The organism is Amycolatopsis sp. WAC 01376 (assembly GCF_003947415.1).
Classification (GTDB): domain Bacteria; phylum Actinomycetota; class Actinomycetes; order Mycobacteriales; family Pseudonocardiaceae; genus Amycolatopsis.
On sequence record NZ_QHKL01000012.1, the window covers coordinates 126,577 to 143,639 of the forward strand.

The following is a 17,063-nucleotide window of genomic DNA, read 5'->3' on the forward strand; positions in this document are numbered from 1 at the left end:
GGCGGCGATGGCGTTGTGGGTCGGCGGGATCGCGCGTGTGCGCCCCGCCAGGCTCGGCGTGCCCGCCGCCGGGGTCGCGATCGTGACCACGCTGCTCGCGGTGCACGACTGGACCTGGACCCCGGCACCGCGCTGGATACCGGCGATGGTGCTCGTGGTGCTGCTGGCCACCCCCTCGGCGCGGGTGCTGCGGGCGGATCAGGACCTGCTGCGCGCCCGAGGCGCCACCGGCGGTCAGGTGTTCGGACTGGCCGCCGCCGAAGCCGCGGCGGCGGGCCTCACCGGCGGCGTGACCGGGGTGGCACTGTCCCTGGCCTGTGGCTTCTCGACCGGCAGCGGCGTAGCGCTCGTCCGGGAAATCGTTCTCTTGCTGGTCGCCGGGCTGCTCGTCGCGGCACTCGCCATCCTGCCCCCGGTGCTGCGCGAGTGGTACTTCGTCCCGGCCGACGGCGGGCCGCCCTGGTGGTCGCCCTACGGCATCGACTTCATCCTGCTCGCGCTCGCCTTGGTCTGGCCGCTGTTCGGCTGGGCGGGCGGCACGATGCTGTTGTGGCGATTGGTGGAGCTGGGGCTGCGGAAGGGGAAGCGGGTGATCGGCGGGATACTCCGGCCGCTCGTTTCGGGGCTCGCGGGCGTGATCGCGCTGTCCATTTCGTGGCGGAGCGCGCTCCTGGCGCGATCGGTGGTGCTGGTCGCGCTGGCGGTGGCCTTCGCCATTTCGACCGCTCTCACCAAGGACGGCTGCGGCGAGGCCGAGGTCGATCTGATCGCGTCCCTGATCCTCGCGGCCGCCGCGGCAGGCCCCTCGTTCGGAGCGGCGCTCAACGAACGCCGCCGCGACCTGCTGATCGTGAGCACACTCGGCGGGAAACGGCGTCAGGTGGCGGCGTTCATCGCGGGTGACGCGCTGGTCGTCGGCGGCGGGGGCCTGATCGCCGGCCACCTGCTCGGCGTGCTGTTCGTCTTCGTCGCGCAGGTGGAGAGAACGCCTTCGCCGCACGGGTACTTCGGGTTGCTCGCGGTGGTGGTGATCGTGTCGTGCGTCGCGGCGTCGGCGCGGATCGCGCAGCTCGCCGCCCGCGACGAGGTATCAGACCTGCGCGACTACTGAGCTTCGAGAGGCTGTTCGAGGCGGTACCCGTGGCCGCGCAACGTCGAAATCCGCGGCGCCTGCTCGGGCGTGGGCGCCGACTCGGTCAGCTTCCGGCGCAGCGCGGCGATGTGCACGTCCAGGGTCTTCGTGGAGCCGTACCAGTGCGCGTCCCACACCTCCGACATCAGGGTGTCCCGGCTGACCGCGACACCCGGCTGCTCGGCCAGCCGGGCGAGCAGGTCGAACTCCTTGGCCCGCAACGGGATCTCCCGTCCACCGACGCTGACCCGCCGTCCGGCGGTGTCCACCCGCAGATGGCCGACGGCGATCGCGGGCCTGCTTTCGGGCGGGGCCGTCCCGCGCCGCAGATGCGCCCGCACCCTGGCGAGCAGCTCACCGAGACGGATGGGTTTGGTGAGGTAGTCGTCGGCGCCTGCCTCCAGGCCGACGACGACGTCCATCTCCTCCTGCCGGGCGGTCAGGATGACCAGGACGGCGCCGGGCAGTTCCGCCCGCAGCCGTCGGCAGACCTCGACCCCGTCCAGATCCGGCAGGCCGAGGTCGAGCAGGACGAAGTCGATGTCGCCCTCCGCCGCGGCCGCGAGCTCGGTGCGGCCGTCGCGCTGCCAGGAAACCTCGTAGCCGTGCAGACGGAGCGTCGATTCGAGGACACCGCCGATCGCGTCGTCGTCTTCGACCACCAGCAATTTCGGCATGCGGGGCAGCTTAACCGTTGAACACTGTTCTTTTCGGCTGAGACGTTACGAACACCACCTCTTCCGTAACAGCGCGCTAACGGTTCCTTCGATATGTCCATAAAGGACAGAGCGCGGCCGCCGCGAGACACAGCCAGGCGAACACGTCACCGACACGGCCGTACACGGTCTGTGTTCGCGACTGCACCGGAAGATCCGCGACGAGCGTCTGCTGATCCGTGCGGTGGTAGTCGGCATGCCCGAGCACACGCCCTTGGCTGTCCACAGCTGTGGAATTCCCGTGGGTGGAGTGCCGGAAGAGCGCGTAACCGTTCTCCACCGCGCGGAAGGTGGCTTTTTCCGCATGCAGCGAGCCGAATCCCGCCCAGTCGTTGGCGGGGACGAGCATCAGCGAGGTTCCCTTGTCCGCGGCCTGGCGCATGAGGCCCGGGAAGTCCGCGTCGTAACAGATGACCGTCGCGAGCCGTCCGTACGGCGAATCCGCGGTGGGCACGATGCCCGGACCGGGAGTCATCGGTTCCATCGGCGTGGGATGCGTCTTGTCGTAGGTCCACGACACCTCGCCGGTCGGCCCGACGAGCACGGCCACGTTGCGAATGTAAGGCGCCTGCGCGGTGTAGAGCGCGTACGCGAGGCCGACGTGGATGCCCGCCTGTTTCGCTTCGGCGCCGACTCGCCTCAGCAGCGCCGCCTGGTCGCGTTCCAGCACCCTGGCGTGCGTTTCCGGCCAGAGCACGATCTTCGCCCCCGCCGACGACTGCTGCCGGGTCCTGGTCACGAGATCCTCGGTGACCGGGGCGAAGGCGGCGCCGACCGCGGCCGGATCCGCCGCGCCGACTTCTTGCGCCCGCCAATACTTGACCCCGATCCGCTCCAGTGCGTCGGAACTCGACCGGTCGGCCTCGGCCGAGGGGCTGATCCCCGCGATCCGCACCGTCTTCGTCGTGGGAGCGTCGAACAGCAACCGCGCGCCACCGGCGGCGAACACCAGGCCGAGCAGGCAAACGTGGACGAGGACCGTGCGCTTGGCCCGCGGCCATCCCTCCGCCCACACCGTGTTCGCGACCGACGCGAACCACGCGAGGACGAAGGTGAGGCCGTACACGCCGGTCACCGACGCCGTCTGGAGCAGCGGCAGATTCCCGGACTGGGTGCTGCCGAGCGCGCCGAAATCCCCGAATCCGGTGATCACCGTGAAGAGGTACTCGCCCGCGACGAGCGTCACCGGGAACACCAGTGTCCTCAACACCCCCGCACGGTCGGCGAGCAGGCGGTCGGCCAGGAACGCCGTCGTCTGCACCACCGCGAGCAGGGTGAACGCGAGCAGCGCGGAGAGCACGAACAGCAGGCCGGTGACCCCGAGCCAGAAGAGTTGCCCGATCAGCAGGGACAGGCCCACCATCACGACCGCGCGCCGCGCGGGCACCTGGCGGGCGTAGCGGAGCAGGAAGACCGGGAACACCCACGCCGCGAGCGGGACGTTCCAGTCGGTGTGGACGGCGAGCAGGAGCAGTGCTGTGCCCAGCAACCAGAGCAGCCGTGGTTTCATGCCGCGAACGGTAGGAAAACCACGGCCGCCCCGACAGCGGACCTTGGGCAGCGAGTGCCCCTTACTTTCGTCAGGAAACGTGGTCCCGGTAGGCCGTGATGGTCTCCGCGAGCACTTCACCACCGGGACGGCGCCAGAGATCGGCGTCGAACACCTCGACCTCGATCGGCCCGGTGTACCCGGCGGCCTCGACGCAGGCCTTCAGGTGCCGGTGGTCGATCGGGCCGTCACCGGGCAGCGCCCGGCCGAGCAGGGTGTCGGTGAGCGGCACCTTCTGGTCGCAGACGTGGAATCCGGCGATCCGCCCGGCCGCCGCGGCGATCGATTCCTCGATCCGCGGATCCCACCACACGTGGAACTCGTCGACGATCACGCCGACCTGTCCGGCGGGATGCTCCAGCGCGATCGCCAGCGCCTGCTCCACAGTGGACAGCACCGAACGTTCGGCGCACTGCATGGGGTGCAGTGGTTCCAAGCCGAGGCGGACCCCGCGCTCACCAGCGTACGGCGCCAGCTCACCGACCGCGTCCGCGACCCGCTGCCGCGACGACGCCAGGTCGCCGTTCACCCCGCCCACGACCAGGACGAGGACGCCGGCGCCCAGCGCGGCGGCTTCGTCGATCGCCTCCCTGGTCTGCGCGAGACCGTCCACAGGAGACCCTTCCGGGGTGATCCCGGTGAAGAAACCGCCACGGCACAACGACGACACGCCGACGTCGTACTCCTTGAGCAGCCGCGCGGTCTCCTCGACACCGGTCTCGGCGACCTTGTCCCGCCACAGGCCGATCCAGCGGACACCCGCTTCGGCGCAGCCCGCGACGGCCTCCGGCAGCGACCACGCCTTGGTGGTGATCTGGTTCAGGCTCAACCGGTCCATCAGGCCACCCCCGCCGCGGCGAGCAGCGGACGCATCCGCGCGACGGCGAGATCCGGGTCGGCGAGCGCCCCGGCGGCGTCGGCCAGGCGCAGCAGTTCGGCCAGATGCGTGATGGACCGGGCTGATTCGCGGCCGGCGACCATCCGGAAGTGCTCCTGGTGCCCGTTGAGGTAGGCGAGGAACACGACGCCGGTCTTGTAGTTCCTGGTGGGCGCACGGAAGATGGCGCGGCTCAGCGCCACCGTCGGGTCCAGCAGGCCGTGGAAGCCCGCCTTGTCGCCTTCGTCGAGCCGGGCGAGCGCGGCGGCGGCGACCTGCGCGACGGCGTCGAAAATGCCCAGAAGTGCTTCGCTGTGGCCCTGATCGTCCCCGGCGATCAGTTCCGGGTAGTTGAAGTCGTCGCCGGTGTAGCACTTGACGCCTTCGGGCAGCGCCCGGCGGAACTCGGTCTCGATCGACGCGTCGAGCACCGAAACCTTGACCCCGGCGATCACGCCGGCGTGCTCGGCGCAGAGCCTGCCCAGTTCCTTGGCGGCCTCGCGGACGTCACCGTGGCCCCAGTAACCCGCCAGCGCCGGATCGAACTGCTCGCCCAGCCAGTGCAGCAGGACCGGACGGTCGGCGCCGGAGAGCAGTTTCCCGTACGCGGCATGGTAATCCGCGGGTCCGGACGCCGACGCGGCCAGCGCGCGGCTGGCCATCACGACGGGGATCGCCCCGGCCTCGCCGACCAGGTCGAGCTGCTCGTGCCAGGCGTCCACAATGGACTCGGCGGTGGCCTCCCCGCCGGGAAGCTGATCGGTGCCGACGCCCGCCACCCACGGCCGTCCGGCGGCGAGCGCCCCGGTGCGCCGGATGAGGTCCTTGGTGGTGTCCCAGTCCAGGCCCATCCCGCGCTGTGCGGTGTCCATCGCTTCGGCCACGCCGAGACCGCAGGACCACAGGTGCTCGCGGAAGGCGAGCGTGGTGTCCCAATCCAGCACGGCGCCTTCTTCGGGGTCGGCGGGCGCGAGCGGGTCGGCGACGACGTGTGCTGCCGCGTAAGCGATCCGGGAGGTCGGCGGCGAGGCCGGTTTCGCGGGCGTTTCCGCCCCTCGCGGCGTCCACTCCACCAGGCCGCCGTCGGCGGTGGGCAGGGCGATCAAGGTCATCGGGTCTCCGTGGCACGGGGGTGAGAAAGCGCTTTCTCATTCCACGTTAAGTCACCTCGTAGGCCGCACACAAGGGGCTCAGCGTCTATTGGTGAACCCGCGTCCGCGATCGACGTCGGCAGGGCGCTGTTCGGTCGTCCACGTCACGGATGTGGACAAGGCGCCCTGCCACCGCGATAGCGGGGCCTTCGGCCGGGGCGGGTTCACGCTCGGTCGCCTTTGCAGGTCTGTCTTCAGCTCCGCCAACAGGCTCAGCGAGCGGGAGCGGCGGTGCTGCGGCGCAGGACGACCTCACCGGACATCCGCACCATCCGCGGCCGGGTGCCGGGGGCGGCCTTGAGTGCCAGGTCCATGGCCCGTTCGCCCAGCTTCTCCAGCGGCAGCGCGACCGTGCTCAGCGCCGGCGTGAGATCGCGCACTACCGGGATGTCGTCGAAACCGGCGATCGACATCTCGCCGGGGATGGAGACGCCGGCGTCGCGCAGCGCCGACATCGCGCCGATGGCCATCACGTCGGTCACCGCGAACACGCAGGTCGGCCACTGTTTCCGCGGCTTGGCGAGGATCTTCTCCATCGCCTCGTAGCCACCGTCGCGGGTGAACGCCGCCTCGGCGATGTCGTCCTCGGCCAGCTCGACGCCCTGCGCCAGCAGTTCCGCGGCGAAACCGTCGAGACGGTCGACGACGGTCGTCAGGCTCCTCGGCCCGGCGAGCGCGGCGAACCGGCGGTGCCCCATGGCCAGCAGTGCCTTCGCCAGTTCGGCGCCGCCGCCCCGGTTGTCGGGCTGGACGGTGTCCACTTTGAGCCCGCGGTGCCTGCTGACCGCGGCGACGTGCCCGCCGCCGCGCCGGTACGGTTCGAGTTCGGCGGCCATCGCCTTTTCCCACGCCTTGTCTTCGAACGCGGAACCGATCAGCAGAATGGCCGACGCGCGCTGGGCACGCAGCGTCGAAACGTAGGCGACCTCCTTGGCCGGATCGCGGAACGTGCTCGCGAGCATCACCAGAAGATCGTTTTCACTCGCCACTCGCATGACCCCGCCGGCGATCGCGGCGAAATACGGGTCGCCGACGTCGTGGCAGATCACTCCCACGGTGGGCTGTGAGCCACCGGCCAATGCCTGAGCGTGAGCATTAGGCGTATAAGACAGTTCGGCGGCCGCGGCGATCACTCGTTCGCGGAGATCTCCCCGGACGGTGGCGGTTCCGTTGAGTACGCGGGACGCGGTCGCGAGCGAGACGTCCGCGGTGCGGGCCACATCTTCCAGCGTCACGTGGGGGCGGGCCTTCATCGATCCTCCAAGCTGGCGTTTGGGGCATAGTGGCGGACATGCTCGGCCTTTACCCGGAAATCGAACCTTACGTCCAAGGGATGTTGCCTGTCGGTGACGGCAACGAGATCTATTGGGAGGAATGCGGCGACCCCGATGGCAAGCCGGTGATTTTCCTGCACGGCGGCCCCGGAAGCGGTTCGAGCGCCAGACATCGCAGACTGTTCGATCCCGCGCGGTACCGGATCGTCCTTTTCGATCAGCGCGGCTGCGGGCGCAGCACGCCGAACTGCGCCACGCCGGAAGTCGATCTTTCGGTCAACACGACGTGGCATCTGGTGGCCGACATCGAACGGTTGCGCGAACATCTCGACATCGAACACTGGATGGTGTTCGGCGGCTCGTGGGGGAGTGTGCTCGGGCTGACCTACGCCGAAACCCACCCCGGGCGGGTCACGGAACTCGTCCTCCGCGGCGTGGCCACCTTGCGGGTGAAGGAACTGCAATGGCTCTACGGCGGGGGAGCGGCGTACCTCTTTCCCGAGGCGTGGTCGCGGTTCCTGGCGCCGGTGCCGTTTTCGCGCCGTCAGGAGAACCTCATCGAGGTGTACCACGAACTGCTGAGCCATCCGGATCCCGCCGTGCACGGGCCCGCCGCGATCGCGTGGAGCCGCTGGGAGGGGGAGACGGTCAAACTGCGTCCGCGGGACGAGGTGATCGACGGGTTCACCGATCCCTCGTTCGCCCTCGCGATCGCGAGGATCGAGAACCACTACTTCCGGCACGGCGGCTGGCTGGCCGAGGACCAGCTGCTACGTGACGCCGGGAAGCTCCGGGACATCCCGTGCGTTCTGGTCCAGGGACGCTACGACGTGGTCACCCCGGCCATCACCGCGTGGGAGCTCAGCCAGGTGCTGCCGACCGCGGAACTGAAGATGATCGGCGACTCGGGTCACGCGTTCGACGAGCCCGGCACCCTGCACGAGTTGATCAGCGCGACCGACCGATTCGGGTCAGACTGGCAGGGCGCCGGTACACGCCAGGACGAGGAGAGGAACGCAGACATGCTTTTCGGTGACGAGCACGTCCGTCGCTACGAAGAGACCGACGGCGAGGTGGGCCACGACTGGGAGAAGGGCGCGCCCTGCCTCGTCCTCACGACCAAGGGCCGCAAGACCGGCGAGGACCGCAAGTTCGCGCTGATCTACCAGTTCGACGACGACGGCAACCCGGTGATCGTGGCGTCCAAGGGCGGCGCGCCGGATGACCCGGGCTGGTACAAGAACCTGCAGGCCAACCCCGAGGTCAAGGCCCAGGTCAAGGCGGACAAGTTCACCGCGCGGGCCCGGACCCTGGAAGGTGAGGAGCGCGCGAAGCTGTGGGAGAAACTCGCCGCCGTCTGGCCGGACTACAACGAGTACGCGAAGAAGACCGACCGTGAGATCCCCGTGGTGGTTCTCGAGCGCGTGTGATCCGCGCCGCGTTCGCGCGTGGTTTCAGCCGAACCGGGCCTGGTTCGGCTACGAATTACGTCCATGGTGCTGAGACCCCGTGAACGCTGGACCGCGCTGAGCCCCGTTTCGGGTGACCCGCTGACGTTCCGCCAGATGATCGCCTTCGGCCGGCGCTTCGCCCGCGCCGGCCGGGGCGCCTGGTACAGCCTCGCGATCAACGTCGTCTGGCCGTTCCTGGTGCTGTTCACCCGGTTCCGGGTGCGCGGCGGCGAGCACCTGCCCGCGTCGGGCGGCTTCCTGGTCGCGTCGAACCATCTGTCCTTCGCCGACCCGACGACCGTGACCGCGTACTGCCTCGCGCACGGCCGCGTGCCGCGCTACCTGGCGAAGGCGAGCCTGTGGGACGCGCCCGTCATCGGCTCGGTCATGCGCTCCGGCAAGCACATCCCCGTCTACCGCGGGGCGGCCACCGCGTCGGACGCGTACCGCGACGCCGTCAAAGCCGTCCGTGAGGGTGAATGCGTCGCCATCTTCCCGGAGGCCACCTTCACAGATCACCCGGACGGGTGGCCCATGCGCGGCAAGACCGGGATCGCGCGGATCGCGCTGGAGACCGGGGTCCCGGTGATCCCGCTGGCGAACTGGGGCACCCACCACCTGCTGCCGTCGGACGCCGTGCTCCCGCGCGCCTTCCCGCGCAAGACGGTGAACCTGGTCGCCGGTCCGCCGGTGGATCTCTCGGATCTCCTGACGCACACGCCGTCGCGCGAGGTGCTGGAGGAGGCGACCCAGCGGATCATGACCGCGGTGACCGACCTGCTGATCGGGATCCGCGGTTCCCGCCCTGAGTAGGCAGTCTCACCCTTCGGACCGTCCCGGTCAGGGGTAGGTTTCGAAGTATGAGCGCACATTATGACGTCGTTGTCCTGGGCGCCGGGGTCGGCGGTTACGTGGCCGCCATCCGGGCGTCGCAACTGGGGCTGAGCGCGGCGGTCGTGGAGGAGAAATACTGGGGCGGGGTCTGCCTCAACGTCGGGTGCATCCCGTCGAAGGCACTGCTGCGCAACGCCGAACTCGCGCACATCGTGACCAAAGAGGCGAAATCCTTCGGGATCCAGGTCGAAGGCAAGGTCAGCTTCGACTACCAGGCCGCCTTCGACCGCAGCCGCAAGGTCGCGGACGGTCGCGTCAAGGGCGTGCACTTCCTGATGAAGAAGAACAAGATCACCGAATACGACGGGCACGGCACCTTCGTCGACGCCAACACCATCGAGGTCAACGGCGAGCGGATCACCTTCGACAACTGCGTGATCGCCACCGGCGCCACCGCGCGCCTGCTGCCGGGAACCACGCGCAGCGACCGCGTGGTCACCTACGAACAGCAGATCATGGAAAACGAACTGCCGGAAAGCATCATCATCGCCGGCGCGGGCGCGATCGGCGTCGAATTCGCCTACGTGCTGCACAACTACGGCGTGAAGGTGACCATCGTCGAATACCTCGACCGCATGGTCCCGCTCGAGGACGCCGAGGTCTCCGCGGAACTCGCGCGCCGCTACCGGAAGCTCGGCATCGAGGTGCTGACCTCCACCAAGGTCGAGACGATCGACGACACCGGCGAGCAGGTCCTGGTGACCGTGTCGAAGAACGGCGAGCAACGCGTCCTTGAAGCGGACAAGGTGTTGCAGGCCATCGGTTTCCAGCCGCGGGTCGAGGGCTACGGCCTGGACAAGACCGGCGTGGAACTGACCGACCGCGGCGCCATCGCCATCGACTCGCGCGGCCGCACCAACGTCCCGCACATCTTCGCGATCGGCGACGTCACCGCGAAACTGATGCTCGCGCACGCCTCGGAGTCCATGGGCGTCGTCGCCGCCGAAACCATCGCCGGCGCCGAGACCATGGAACTCGACTTCGTGATGATCCCGCGCGCGACCTACTGCCAGCCGCAGATCGCCAGCTTCGGCTGGACCGAAGAACAAGCCCGCGAAAAGGGCTTCGACGTCCAGGTGGCGAAGTTCCCCTTCACCGCCAACGGAAAGGCACACGGCCTCGGCGAGGCCGTCGGTTTCGTGAAGATCCTGAGCGACGCTACGCACGGCGAGCTTCTGGGCGCGCACTTGATCGGCCCCGAGGTGACCGAACTGCTGCCGGAGCTCACCCTGGCGCAGCAGTGGGACCTGACGGTGCACGAGATTTCGCGGAACGTGCACGCTCACCCGACTTTGGGGGAAGCGGTGAAGGAAGCCGTGCACGGTCTTGCCGGGCACATGATCAACATGTAGAAGGCGCCGAGCGGGGAAGATTTGGGACGTTCAACGTCCCAAATCTTCCCCACTCAACGCCACACCGGCTGGCGCGACCTAGATCAACGGAGGATCGGGGACACTCGACGTCCCCAATCTTCCGCCGATAAACCCAAGGCCCGACGATGTAGGAAACGGGACACTCAACGTCCCAATTCCTACATCGTCAGGCCCAAACGCCCAAACGCCCAAACGCCCAAACGCCCAAACGCCCAAACGCTAAAGCGTGTGCGTGGCGATCAGCTGGCCGATGGCCCGGATGTCCGACCCGCGGAACTCCAGCCGCACGTTCCCCAGCCCGCTGAACCAGAGGTCCAGTTCGGCATCGAGGTCGAAGGTGCCCGCGGTTTCGATCGAGAAGGCCTGGATCCTGTTGTACGGCAGCGAAGTGAAGTCCTTCTTCTTGCCTGTCATGCCCTGGACGTTCACGGCGATCAGCCGCTTGTTCGTGAACACCACGAAGTCGCGCACCGCTTTGAATGACGAGATGATCTGTTCACCGGGGATGATGATCGGCTGCACCGTCGGCGCGATGTCCTTCGGTTTGCAGGGCGTGAGCTTGAAGACGGTGTCCTTGGAGAAGTCAATCATGTAGTCCAACATACGGATGAACGCGACACGGGGACCCGTCCCCGGCGGGGTCCCGCATACTGCCGGGGTACTGGAGGAGGCACGATGAAGCGGCTCACGACGACGCATGAGAGTTTGGCGCTCGGCGTGCCCCCGTCGGCTCCCGGCGCGGTGTTCGCTCTCACGCTTGCGGGCGGGGTGTCCGTCGATCCGGGTGAGGGCGGCGAGATCTCCTTCGGGCGGAATCGGCCGCAGGTCGACGTCTGTGTGGGCGAGAACGATGTGCAGGTCAGCCGCAGGCACGGGCTGTTGAACTTCACCGGCGGGCGGTGGTGGGTCAGCAACACCGGCCAGTTGCCCATCCGGATGCCGAATTCCCGCTGGCTTTCTCGCGGCGAGGAGCCGATCCCCCTGTCGGACGGGTACACGCCGCTGTTCGTCCGTGGTTCGGGCAGGCGGGAGCATCTGCTCGAGTTGTACGTCGCCGGTCCTGACGGTGGGCAGCCCGCCACCCGGCACGACGACGTCACCGTGCCGCCCCGCCGCTGGCGCCTCAGCGCGGAAGAACGCCTGGTCCTGGTCGTCTTCGGGCAGCGTTATCTCCTGCACGACCTCAATCCGCAGCCGTTGTCCCGTCAGCAGACGGCCGAGATTCTCGCGGAACTCCGTCCTGCCGAGACGTGGACCAGTCGCCGGGTCGAGCACGTCGTCATCGACGTCCGGGGGCGGTTGTCCGCCGGCGGCGTTTACGGTTTACGGCGCGAAGAGGTCGGCGAACCGGTCGGCAACGCGTTGAACGACAACCTGTTGCGTGAGCTCGTGTTGTCCACGACGCTCGTCCCGCCGGACCTCGCCCTGCTCGACGCGCTCGACTGAGTGTCCACAGAGGACTGTCAGCTCACGCCTTCCATCGCCGCCTTCGCGACGTCGCTGCCCTTGTCCGCCTCGCTAGCGACTTTCACCAGCGCCGCGGTCGCTTGATCGCGGCTTTCCTCGGCCTTCACGCGTCCCGCCGAAGCCGCGTTCACGCCGAAGAAGGCACCCACCACGGTGCCGATCACCGTCCCCGCCGCGGTGATCACCGCCGTGACGTCCGACGTGCTCGGGTACCGCATGACCGCCGCCACCGTGATGACCGCGAGCGCGCTCAGCCCCGCAAGCACCGTCATGAATCCGTAGTTCTTGCCCATGGCCCGCTCCCTTCAGGCTCCACGCGCCATGCTTCGCCCGAACGCCGCCCTTCGTTACGGCAAAAGGCCGGACCGTTATCCGCCGATGTCGAAACGTACGTCGTGGTCCTGATCCGGCACTACGAATTGCAGCAGCCGCACGCCCTCTTCGGCGATCGAATCCTGATCCCGCAAGGGTTTCGGTGATTCGATCGTCAGTGTCGCCCCTTTGATCGCCCAAATGGCCAGGAATTCACCATCGACGAGCAGGGTGCCCCGGCGGCCGCCGTTGCCCGGTGGCAGCGGCACGCGGCGGCCGTCCGGGATCACCCGCACGCGGTCGGCGTGGGAGAGCAGGACGTTGTCGTATTCGGGCAGGAACCGGGGCGGCGCCGGGGTTTCCGGGTCGGGACGCGGCGAGTCGGGGAGGTCGAACAGTTCCTTCCCGTCGGTGCCGGTGAAGGTGCGCAGCCGCGGCCGGAGCCGCTCGAAGACCTCCTTGAGCTTGGTGAGCCCCGACCAGACCTGCGCGTCGCGGACGGTCGCCGGACCCAACGCCTCGAGGTAGCGCAGCACCAGATCGTCGAGCGTGATGCCGTCGGTGATCGGTGCGCCGGCCCACTCTTCGAGCAGGGCGAACGCGGCCGGGCCGGTTTGGCCCCACAGGCCACGCGGGGTCACGTGCGCGAGGGGGAGAAGGCTCTGGATCGCGTAGGCGAGGGTGGTCGGGTCGGCGTCCGGCCATCGGTCCGCCAGCGCGGCGCGGATCTCGGCGCGCGTGCGGGGCCGCTCGGCCAGCAGGGCCCGCCCCGCTTCGGCGATCGCGGCGAGATCGAGTCCGGCGACCTCCCGCGAATAGTGGCCGAGGAAACCCCGCTCGACCACCGGTTTGATGGTGGGCCACAGGGCGAGGCCGTCCGAGGCCGTCACCAGGTGCACCGTGCCGCGCATCAACGTCGACCGGACGACTTCGCGGGCGGCCAGCGGTTTCGCCAGCTCGTCCACTTCGAAATCCCCAAGCCGCGACCACAGCCCGACGTAGGACGCGTCGGGTGCCTGCGCCTGGAGGCCGGCCAGCCGCTCGATCGCGGTGACGGCGGGCAGATCGGCGCGGTCGAGCAGGAGCTGCCTGGCCAGGGTCGCGCGGTTGAGGGCCCGGGGGCTCAGAAGTTCCATCGTCAGCCGCACTTTCGCAGGAAGGAACGGAGGTCTTCGGCGAACAGGCCGGGGACCTCCATCGCGGGGAAGTGGCCGCCGGTGTCGTACTCGGCCCAGTGTGCCACCGGCCCGTCCTGGAAACTCCGGATCGTGGTGTCCCCGGCGAAGACGGCGATCCCGCGAGGCGGGCCGGCGGGCGCCTCGCTCCACTCGCCTTGGGACAGCTGCCGGTAGACCTCCATGCCCTCGTACACGGCGTGCGCGGAGGAGGCGCCCGCGCCGGTGAACCAGAACAGGCTCACCGAAGTCAGCAGGTGATCGCGATCGACGGCGTCGTCCGGCAGTTCCTTGGCCGGATCGGTCCACTCGGCGAACTTCTCCACGATCCACGCGAGCTGGCCGGTGGGGGAGTCGTTCAACGAGTAGGCCAGCGTCTGCGGCCGGGTCGCCTGAAGGTGCAGGTAGCCGAGGCCGTCGGCTTGGAACCGGTTGAAGCGCTCTCCGCGTTCGCGGTCCTTTTCGCTGAGGCCGTCCAGTTCGACAGCGGGCCCGAACGGCATACCCGCGCTGGTCCCGGTGAGGTGCACGCCGACGACCCGGTGCGGGGCGATCATCGCCAGGATGCCCGCGACCCCGGCGCCGGCGTCGGTGCCGTGGACGCCGAAGCGTTCGTAGCCGAGGCGGTCCATCAGCGTGGTCCACGCCTGCGCGACGCGGAAGAGGTTGCCCCAGCCGGGGCCGCGCACCGGGTTCGAGAATCCGTAACCGGGCAGGGACGGGATGATCAGGTTGAACTCGTCGCTGAGCTCGCCGATGACCTGCCGGAACTCGAACGGCGAGCTCGGCCAGCCATGCGTCAGGAGTACGGGTAGCGCGTCCGGGGCGGCCGAGCGGATGTGCAGGAAGTGGATGGTCTGGCCGTCGATTTCGGTGGTGAACTGCGGGAACTCGTTCAGTTCCGCCTCATGGGCACGCCAGTCGAAGCCGTCGGCCCAGTACTCGGCGAGGTTCTTGAGGTACGCGACCGGGACACCTCTGCTCCAGCCGCCGGTGACCTCGCGCGGCCAGCGGGTGCGGTTCAGTCGGTCCTTGAGGTCGTCCAGTTCGGCCTGGTCGACGGCGATACGGAAGGGCTTGATCTCGGTCATGGGGCTAGATTAGGAACAATTGCGGAAAGGTTCGTTCCGCGATTGCGGACAAGGTGGGATTCATGGCGGAAACTTCGGCGAGACTGCTGCGGCTCCTGTCGTTGCTGCAGGCCAGGCGGCACTGGACGGGTCCGGAACTGGCGGAGCGGCTCGACGTCACGACCAGGACCATCCGGAACGATGTCGAGCGGCTACGCGGCTTGGGCTATCCGGTCGACGCGACTCCCGGCGTCTCCGGCGGGTACAGCCTGGGCGCCGGCGCGGCCATGCCGCCGCTGCTGCTCGACGACGAGGAGGCCGTCGCGGTGGCGATGGGCCTGCGCACGGCCGCGGGCGGGACGATCGCGGGAATCGAGGAGACGTCGGTCCGCGCGCTGGCGAAACTGGAGCAGGTGCTGCCGTCACGGCTGCGGCGCCGTGTCGAGGCGCTGAATTCCGCGACGCTCGCGGTGCGAGGCGGCGGGCCGACGGTCGACGCCGAGGTGCTGTCGGTCATCGCCAACGCCTGCCGTGATCGCGAGACACTGCGGTTCGATTACGTGGGACACAACGGATCCGAGACGCGGCGCCAGGTCGAGCCGCACCGCCTCGTACATATGAGCCGCCGGTGGTACCTCGTCGGATGGGACGCCGACAGGCAGGACTGGCGCACGTTCCGCGCGGATCGCGTGCGGCCGCGTGCGCCCAACGGACGACGTTTCGAGGAACGCGAACCACCCGAAGGCGGCGTGGTCGCGTACCTCCAACGTGGTGTGGGCGCGGCGCTGTGGCGGCACCACGCGACGATCCGGCTGCACGCCCCGGCCGCCGAAGCCGCGGCGAAGGTACCGCCCGCCGTCGTCGTCGAAGCCGTCGACGAGCGGACCTGCCTGCTCAAGGCGGGAGCGGACACGCTGGAGTACCTGGCGCTCTACCTGGGCATGCTCGACACCGACTTCGACGTCGTCGACTCCCCTGAATTCGCCGGGCACCTGCGCAAACTGATCGGGCGGTTCAGCCGCGCGGTGGACTCTTGACGTCGAAGACCAGGTCCGGGCGCTCCCAGGTGATCTTCGGCGGGCTGGGCGGCACGACCCCGACGCGACGGGCGCCCATCCGCTCGTAGAACCCGGCGGCGGGCGGATGGGAGACGACGCGGATCTCGGTCATGCCCAGGTCCGCGGCCTGCTTGAGCATATGCTCGACCAGCCACGCGCCGATGCCCGTGCCCTGTGCGGAATCGGCGACGAACAGCAGGTCCAGCTCGGCCGGGTACTCGATGAGGCTGTAGAAGCCGACCACGTCACGCTGCGCGTGGGCGACGAACGCGGGATGGGTGGCGAGGTAGTCCTCGGTGACCCGGTAACCCTCGAGGATCGACGCGTACTCCCCTTGATAGGCGGCCGATTCGTGCAACAGCGCTGTCACCCTGCCTGCGTCGGAAGCGCTTGCCCTGGAGATGCGGTAGCTCGTCACGAGCGCAGCTTAGAACGTCACACCGACAGTTCTTGACCTCCACCTATCTGGAGGTATGAAGCTGAACGCGGTCAACTGGGGAACGAACTGGAGGAACGAGATGAAAGCGGCCGCGTTCACGGAAGCCGGTGGCCCGGAAGTGCTCCGGGTGCTGGAGCTGGAGGAGCCGCACGCCGGGGCGGGAGAGGTCCGGGTGCGGGTGAAGGCGGCGGGCGTGCAGCCGTACGACGCGGCCGTGCGGGCGGGCTGGGAACCCGCGGGGTTCGAGCTGAGCTGGCCGCGTGTCCCGGGGAACGAGTTCGCCGGGGTCGTCGACGAGGTCGGTCCGGGGGTGACCGGCCTCGTCGCCGGGGCCGAGGTGCTCGGCTTCACCGCCGTGCAGGCGTACGCCGAGTACATCGTGGTGCCCGCGGAGAACGTCACGCCGAAGCCGGCGGAGATGCCGTGGGAGGTCGCGGGCGGCTTCACGGCGGGGACGCAGACCGCCTACCTGGCGCTGGACGGCCTGCGGGTCGCCCGTGGCGAGACGTTGCTGGTCCATGGGGCGGCGGGTGCGGTGGGCACAGCCGCGGTCCAGCTCGCCGTGTTGCGTGGGGCCAGGGTGATCGGGACGGCGAGCGAGGCGAACCAGGATTACGTCCGCTCGCTCGGCGCCGAACCGGTGGTCTACGGCGACGGCCTCGCCGACCGGGTGCGTGCCCTCGCGCCGTCCGGCATCGACGCGGCGCTCGACGGTGCGGGCGGGGTCGCCTTCGACCTGTCGCTGGAGCTGGTCGGGAACCCGGACCGCGTGCTCACCCTGGTCGAGCACGCCCGCGCGCCCGAGGCGGGAGCGCGAATGGTCACCGGGACGCGGTCGGCGGAGCGGCTGGGGATGCTGGCGTCGTTGTACGCCAAGGGGGAACTGCGGTTCCTGGTGCGGCGGACGTATCCGTTCGGCGAGGCCGCGGCGGCGCATCGGGAGATCGAGACCGGGCACGGGCGGGGCAAGGTCGTGCTGACCTTCCCGTGAGCCTCGTTCCGGCTGCGGTTTGATGCCGGGTCCGGTCCGTGAAGGCCTCCTTGAGGGATCCAGAGTCCCTCAAGGAGGCCTTCACGGACTTCGGTGATCGCCACGTTCGCCCCACCGGCACCAGTGGTCACAGC

The 17,063-nt window shown here is 69.0% G+C and carries 17 protein-coding genes; 7 read left to right on the forward strand and 10 right to left on the reverse strand.

Annotated elements, in window-relative coordinates:
* Nucleotides 1-7: 7 nt before the first annotated feature.
* Nucleotides 8-1,111: an FtsX-like permease family protein gene (locus DMH03_RS39745; protein WP_233611862.1), complete on the forward strand. Its 1,104-nt coding sequence runs from the start codon at nt 8-10 to the stop codon at nt 1,109-1,111.
* On the opposite strand, the gene DMH03_RS39750 is transcribed toward DMH03_RS39745, so the two are convergent.
* The 5 genes from DMH03_RS39750 to DMH03_RS39770 all read right to left on the reverse strand — a co-directional run bounded on the left by DMH03_RS39750 (nt 1,105) and on the right by DMH03_RS39770 (nt 6,678).
* A complete protein-coding gene (locus DMH03_RS39750; RefSeq protein ID WP_125797161.1) occupies nt 1,105-1,809 on the reverse strand; it encodes a response regulator transcription factor in 705 nt (234 codons plus the stop codon). The genes DMH03_RS39745 and DMH03_RS39750 overlap by 7 nt on opposite strands.
* Before the next feature lie 76 nt (nt 1,810-1,885).
* Entirely contained in the window at nt 1,886-3,358 is a 1,473-nt protein-coding gene (locus tag DMH03_RS39755; protein WP_125797162.1) for a nitrilase-related carbon-nitrogen hydrolase, read from the reverse strand.
* Between the two features lie 70 nt (nt 3,359-3,428).
* Nucleotides 3,429-4,235, reverse strand: coding sequence for a sugar phosphate isomerase/epimerase (locus DMH03_RS39760; RefSeq protein WP_125797163.1), 807 nt, complete (start codon nt 4,233-4,235; stop codon nt 3,429-3,431).
* Nucleotides 4,235-5,386 (reverse strand): dihydrodipicolinate synthase family protein, encoded by a 1,152-nt coding sequence (locus DMH03_RS39765; RefSeq protein WP_199749204.1) that lies wholly within the window; start codon nt 5,384-5,386, stop codon nt 4,235-4,237. Before DMH03_RS39765 ends, DMH03_RS39760 begins: the two co-directional genes overlap by 1 nt.
* Nucleotides 5,387-5,637: 251 nt before the next feature.
* Complete coding sequence (locus DMH03_RS39770; RefSeq protein WP_125797164.1) at nt 5,638-6,678, reverse strand: LacI family DNA-binding transcriptional regulator; 1,041 nt, start codon at nt 6,676-6,678, stop codon at nt 5,638-5,640.
* Nucleotides 6,679-6,716: 38 nt separating this feature from the next.
* On the opposite strand from DMH03_RS39770, the gene pip reads away from it, so the two are divergent.
* From pip to lpdA, 3 genes are all read left to right on the forward strand, one after another.
* Nucleotides 6,717-8,129 carry a prolyl aminopeptidase gene (gene pip / locus DMH03_RS39775; RefSeq protein WP_125797165.1) on the forward strand — a complete coding sequence of 471 codons (1,413 nt, stop codon included), beginning with the start codon at nt 6,717-6,719 and terminating at the stop codon, nt 8,127-8,129.
* Nucleotides 8,130-8,192: 63 nt separating this feature from the next.
* Complete coding sequence (locus DMH03_RS39780; protein WP_125797166.1) at nt 8,193-8,963, forward strand: 1-acyl-sn-glycerol-3-phosphate acyltransferase; 771 nt, start codon at nt 8,193-8,195, stop codon at nt 8,961-8,963.
* Between the two features lie 47 nt (nt 8,964-9,010).
* Nucleotides 9,011-10,396, forward strand: a complete 1,386-nt coding sequence (gene lpdA / locus DMH03_RS39785; RefSeq protein WP_125797167.1) for a dihydrolipoyl dehydrogenase — start codon at nt 9,011-9,013, stop codon at nt 10,394-10,396.
* 240 nt (nt 10,397-10,636) lie between these two features.
* On the opposite strand, the gene DMH03_RS39790 is transcribed toward lpdA, so the two are convergent.
* Nucleotides 10,637-11,008, reverse strand: a complete 372-nt coding sequence (locus DMH03_RS39790) for a PH domain-containing protein (RefSeq protein WP_125787591.1) — start codon at nt 11,006-11,008, stop codon at nt 10,637-10,639.
* Nucleotides 11,009-11,092: 84 nt separating this feature from the next.
* Here DMH03_RS39790 and DMH03_RS39795 point away from each other — a divergent pair, with 84 nt between their 5' ends.
* A complete protein-coding gene (locus DMH03_RS39795) occupies nt 11,093-11,863 on the forward strand; it encodes an FHA domain-containing protein (protein ID WP_125797168.1) in 771 nt (256 codons plus the stop codon).
* A gap of 17 nt (nt 11,864-11,880) precedes the next feature.
* On the opposite strand, the gene DMH03_RS39800 is transcribed toward DMH03_RS39795, so the two are convergent.
* The 3 genes from DMH03_RS39800 to DMH03_RS39810 form a co-directional block, all read right to left on the reverse strand.
* Nucleotides 11,881-12,177, reverse strand: coding sequence for a hypothetical protein (locus DMH03_RS39800; protein WP_125797169.1), 297 nt, complete (start codon nt 12,175-12,177; stop codon nt 11,881-11,883).
* A gap of 75 nt (nt 12,178-12,252) precedes the next feature.
* Nucleotides 12,253-13,332 (reverse strand): winged helix DNA-binding domain-containing protein, encoded by a 1,080-nt coding sequence (locus DMH03_RS39805; protein WP_199749205.1) that lies wholly within the window; start codon nt 13,330-13,332, stop codon nt 12,253-12,255.
* A gap of 2 nt (nt 13,333-13,334) precedes the next feature.
* The gene (locus tag DMH03_RS39810; RefSeq protein ID WP_125797170.1) at nt 13,335-14,462 is read right to left on the reverse strand and encodes an epoxide hydrolase family protein; all 1,128 of its coding nucleotides are present in this window, start codon (nt 14,460-14,462) and stop codon (nt 13,335-13,337) included.
* A 62-nt stretch (nt 14,463-14,524) separates the two neighbouring features.
* Between DMH03_RS39810 and DMH03_RS39815 the strand changes: the two genes are divergently transcribed.
* Nucleotides 14,525-15,478, forward strand: coding sequence for a YafY family protein (locus tag DMH03_RS39815; protein ID WP_125797171.1), 954 nt, complete (start codon nt 14,525-14,527; stop codon nt 15,476-15,478).
* On the opposite strand, the gene DMH03_RS39820 is transcribed toward DMH03_RS39815, so the two are convergent.
* The gene (locus DMH03_RS39820) at nt 15,456-15,917 is read right to left on the reverse strand and encodes a GNAT family N-acetyltransferase (protein WP_125797172.1); all 462 of its coding nucleotides are present in this window, start codon (nt 15,915-15,917) and stop codon (nt 15,456-15,458) included. The genes DMH03_RS39815 and DMH03_RS39820 overlap by 23 nt on opposite strands.
* Before the next feature lie 100 nt (nt 15,918-16,017).
* Here DMH03_RS39820 and DMH03_RS39825 point away from each other — a divergent pair, with 100 nt between their 5' ends.
* The gene (locus tag DMH03_RS39825; RefSeq protein ID WP_125797199.1) at nt 16,018-16,929 is read left to right on the forward strand and encodes an NADP-dependent oxidoreductase; all 912 of its coding nucleotides are present in this window, start codon (nt 16,018-16,020) and stop codon (nt 16,927-16,929) included.
* The last annotated feature ends 134 nt before the right edge of the window (nt 16,930-17,063 follow it).

Excerpts from the sequence above, each read along its gene's own strand:
- DMH03_RS39770 (WP_125797164.1), bottom strand. The coding sequence starts at position 6,678 with ATGAAGGCCCGCCCCCACGTGACGCTGGAAGATGTGGCCCGCACCGCG.
- DMH03_RS39780 (WP_125797166.1), top strand. The coding sequence starts at position 8,193 with ATGGTGCTGAGACCCCGTGAACGCTGGACCGCGCTGAGCCCCGTTTCG.
- DMH03_RS39790 (WP_125787591.1), bottom strand. The coding sequence starts at position 11,008 with ATGATTGACTTCTCCAAGGACACCGTCTTCAAGCTCACGCCCTGCAAA.
- lpdA (WP_125797167.1), top strand. The coding sequence starts at position 9,011 with ATGAGCGCACATTATGACGTCGTTGTCCTGGGCGCCGGGGTCGGCGGT.
- DMH03_RS39760 (WP_125797163.1), bottom strand. The coding sequence starts at position 4,235 with ATGGACCGGTTGAGCCTGAACCAGATCACCACCAAGGCGTGGTCGCTG.
- DMH03_RS39795 (WP_125797168.1), top strand. The coding sequence starts at position 11,093 with ATGAAGCGGCTCACGACGACGCATGAGAGTTTGGCGCTCGGCGTGCCC.
- DMH03_RS39805 (WP_199749205.1), bottom strand. The coding sequence starts at position 13,332 with ATGGAACTTCTGAGCCCCCGGGCCCTCAACCGCGCGACCCTGGCCAGG.
- DMH03_RS39815 (WP_125797171.1), top strand. The coding sequence starts at position 14,525 with ATGGCGGAAACTTCGGCGAGACTGCTGCGGCTCCTGTCGTTGCTGCAG.
- DMH03_RS39825 (WP_125797199.1), top strand. The coding sequence starts at position 16,018 with ATGAAAGCGGCCGCGTTCACGGAAGCCGGTGGCCCGGAAGTGCTCCGG.
- DMH03_RS39800 (WP_125797169.1), bottom strand. The coding sequence starts at position 12,177 with ATGGGCAAGAACTACGGATTCATGACGGTGCTTGCGGGGCTGAGCGCG.
- DMH03_RS39750 (WP_125797161.1), bottom strand. The coding sequence starts at position 1,809 with ATGCCGAAATTGCTGGTGGTCGAAGACGACGACGCGATCGGCGGTGTC.
- DMH03_RS39810 (WP_125797170.1), bottom strand. The coding sequence starts at position 14,462 with ATGACCGAGATCAAGCCCTTCCGTATCGCCGTCGACCAGGCCGAACTG.
- DMH03_RS39755 (WP_125797162.1), bottom strand. The coding sequence starts at position 3,358 with ATGAAACCACGGCTGCTCTGGTTGCTGGGCACAGCACTGCTCCTGCTC.
- DMH03_RS39745 (WP_233611862.1), top strand. The coding sequence starts at position 8 with ATGGCGTTGTGGGTCGGCGGGATCGCGCGTGTGCGCCCCGCCAGGCTC.
- pip (WP_125797165.1), top strand. The coding sequence starts at position 6,717 with ATGCTCGGCCTTTACCCGGAAATCGAACCTTACGTCCAAGGGATGTTG.
- DMH03_RS39765 (WP_199749204.1), bottom strand. The coding sequence starts at position 5,386 with ATGACCTTGATCGCCCTGCCCACCGCCGACGGCGGCCTGGTGGAGTGG.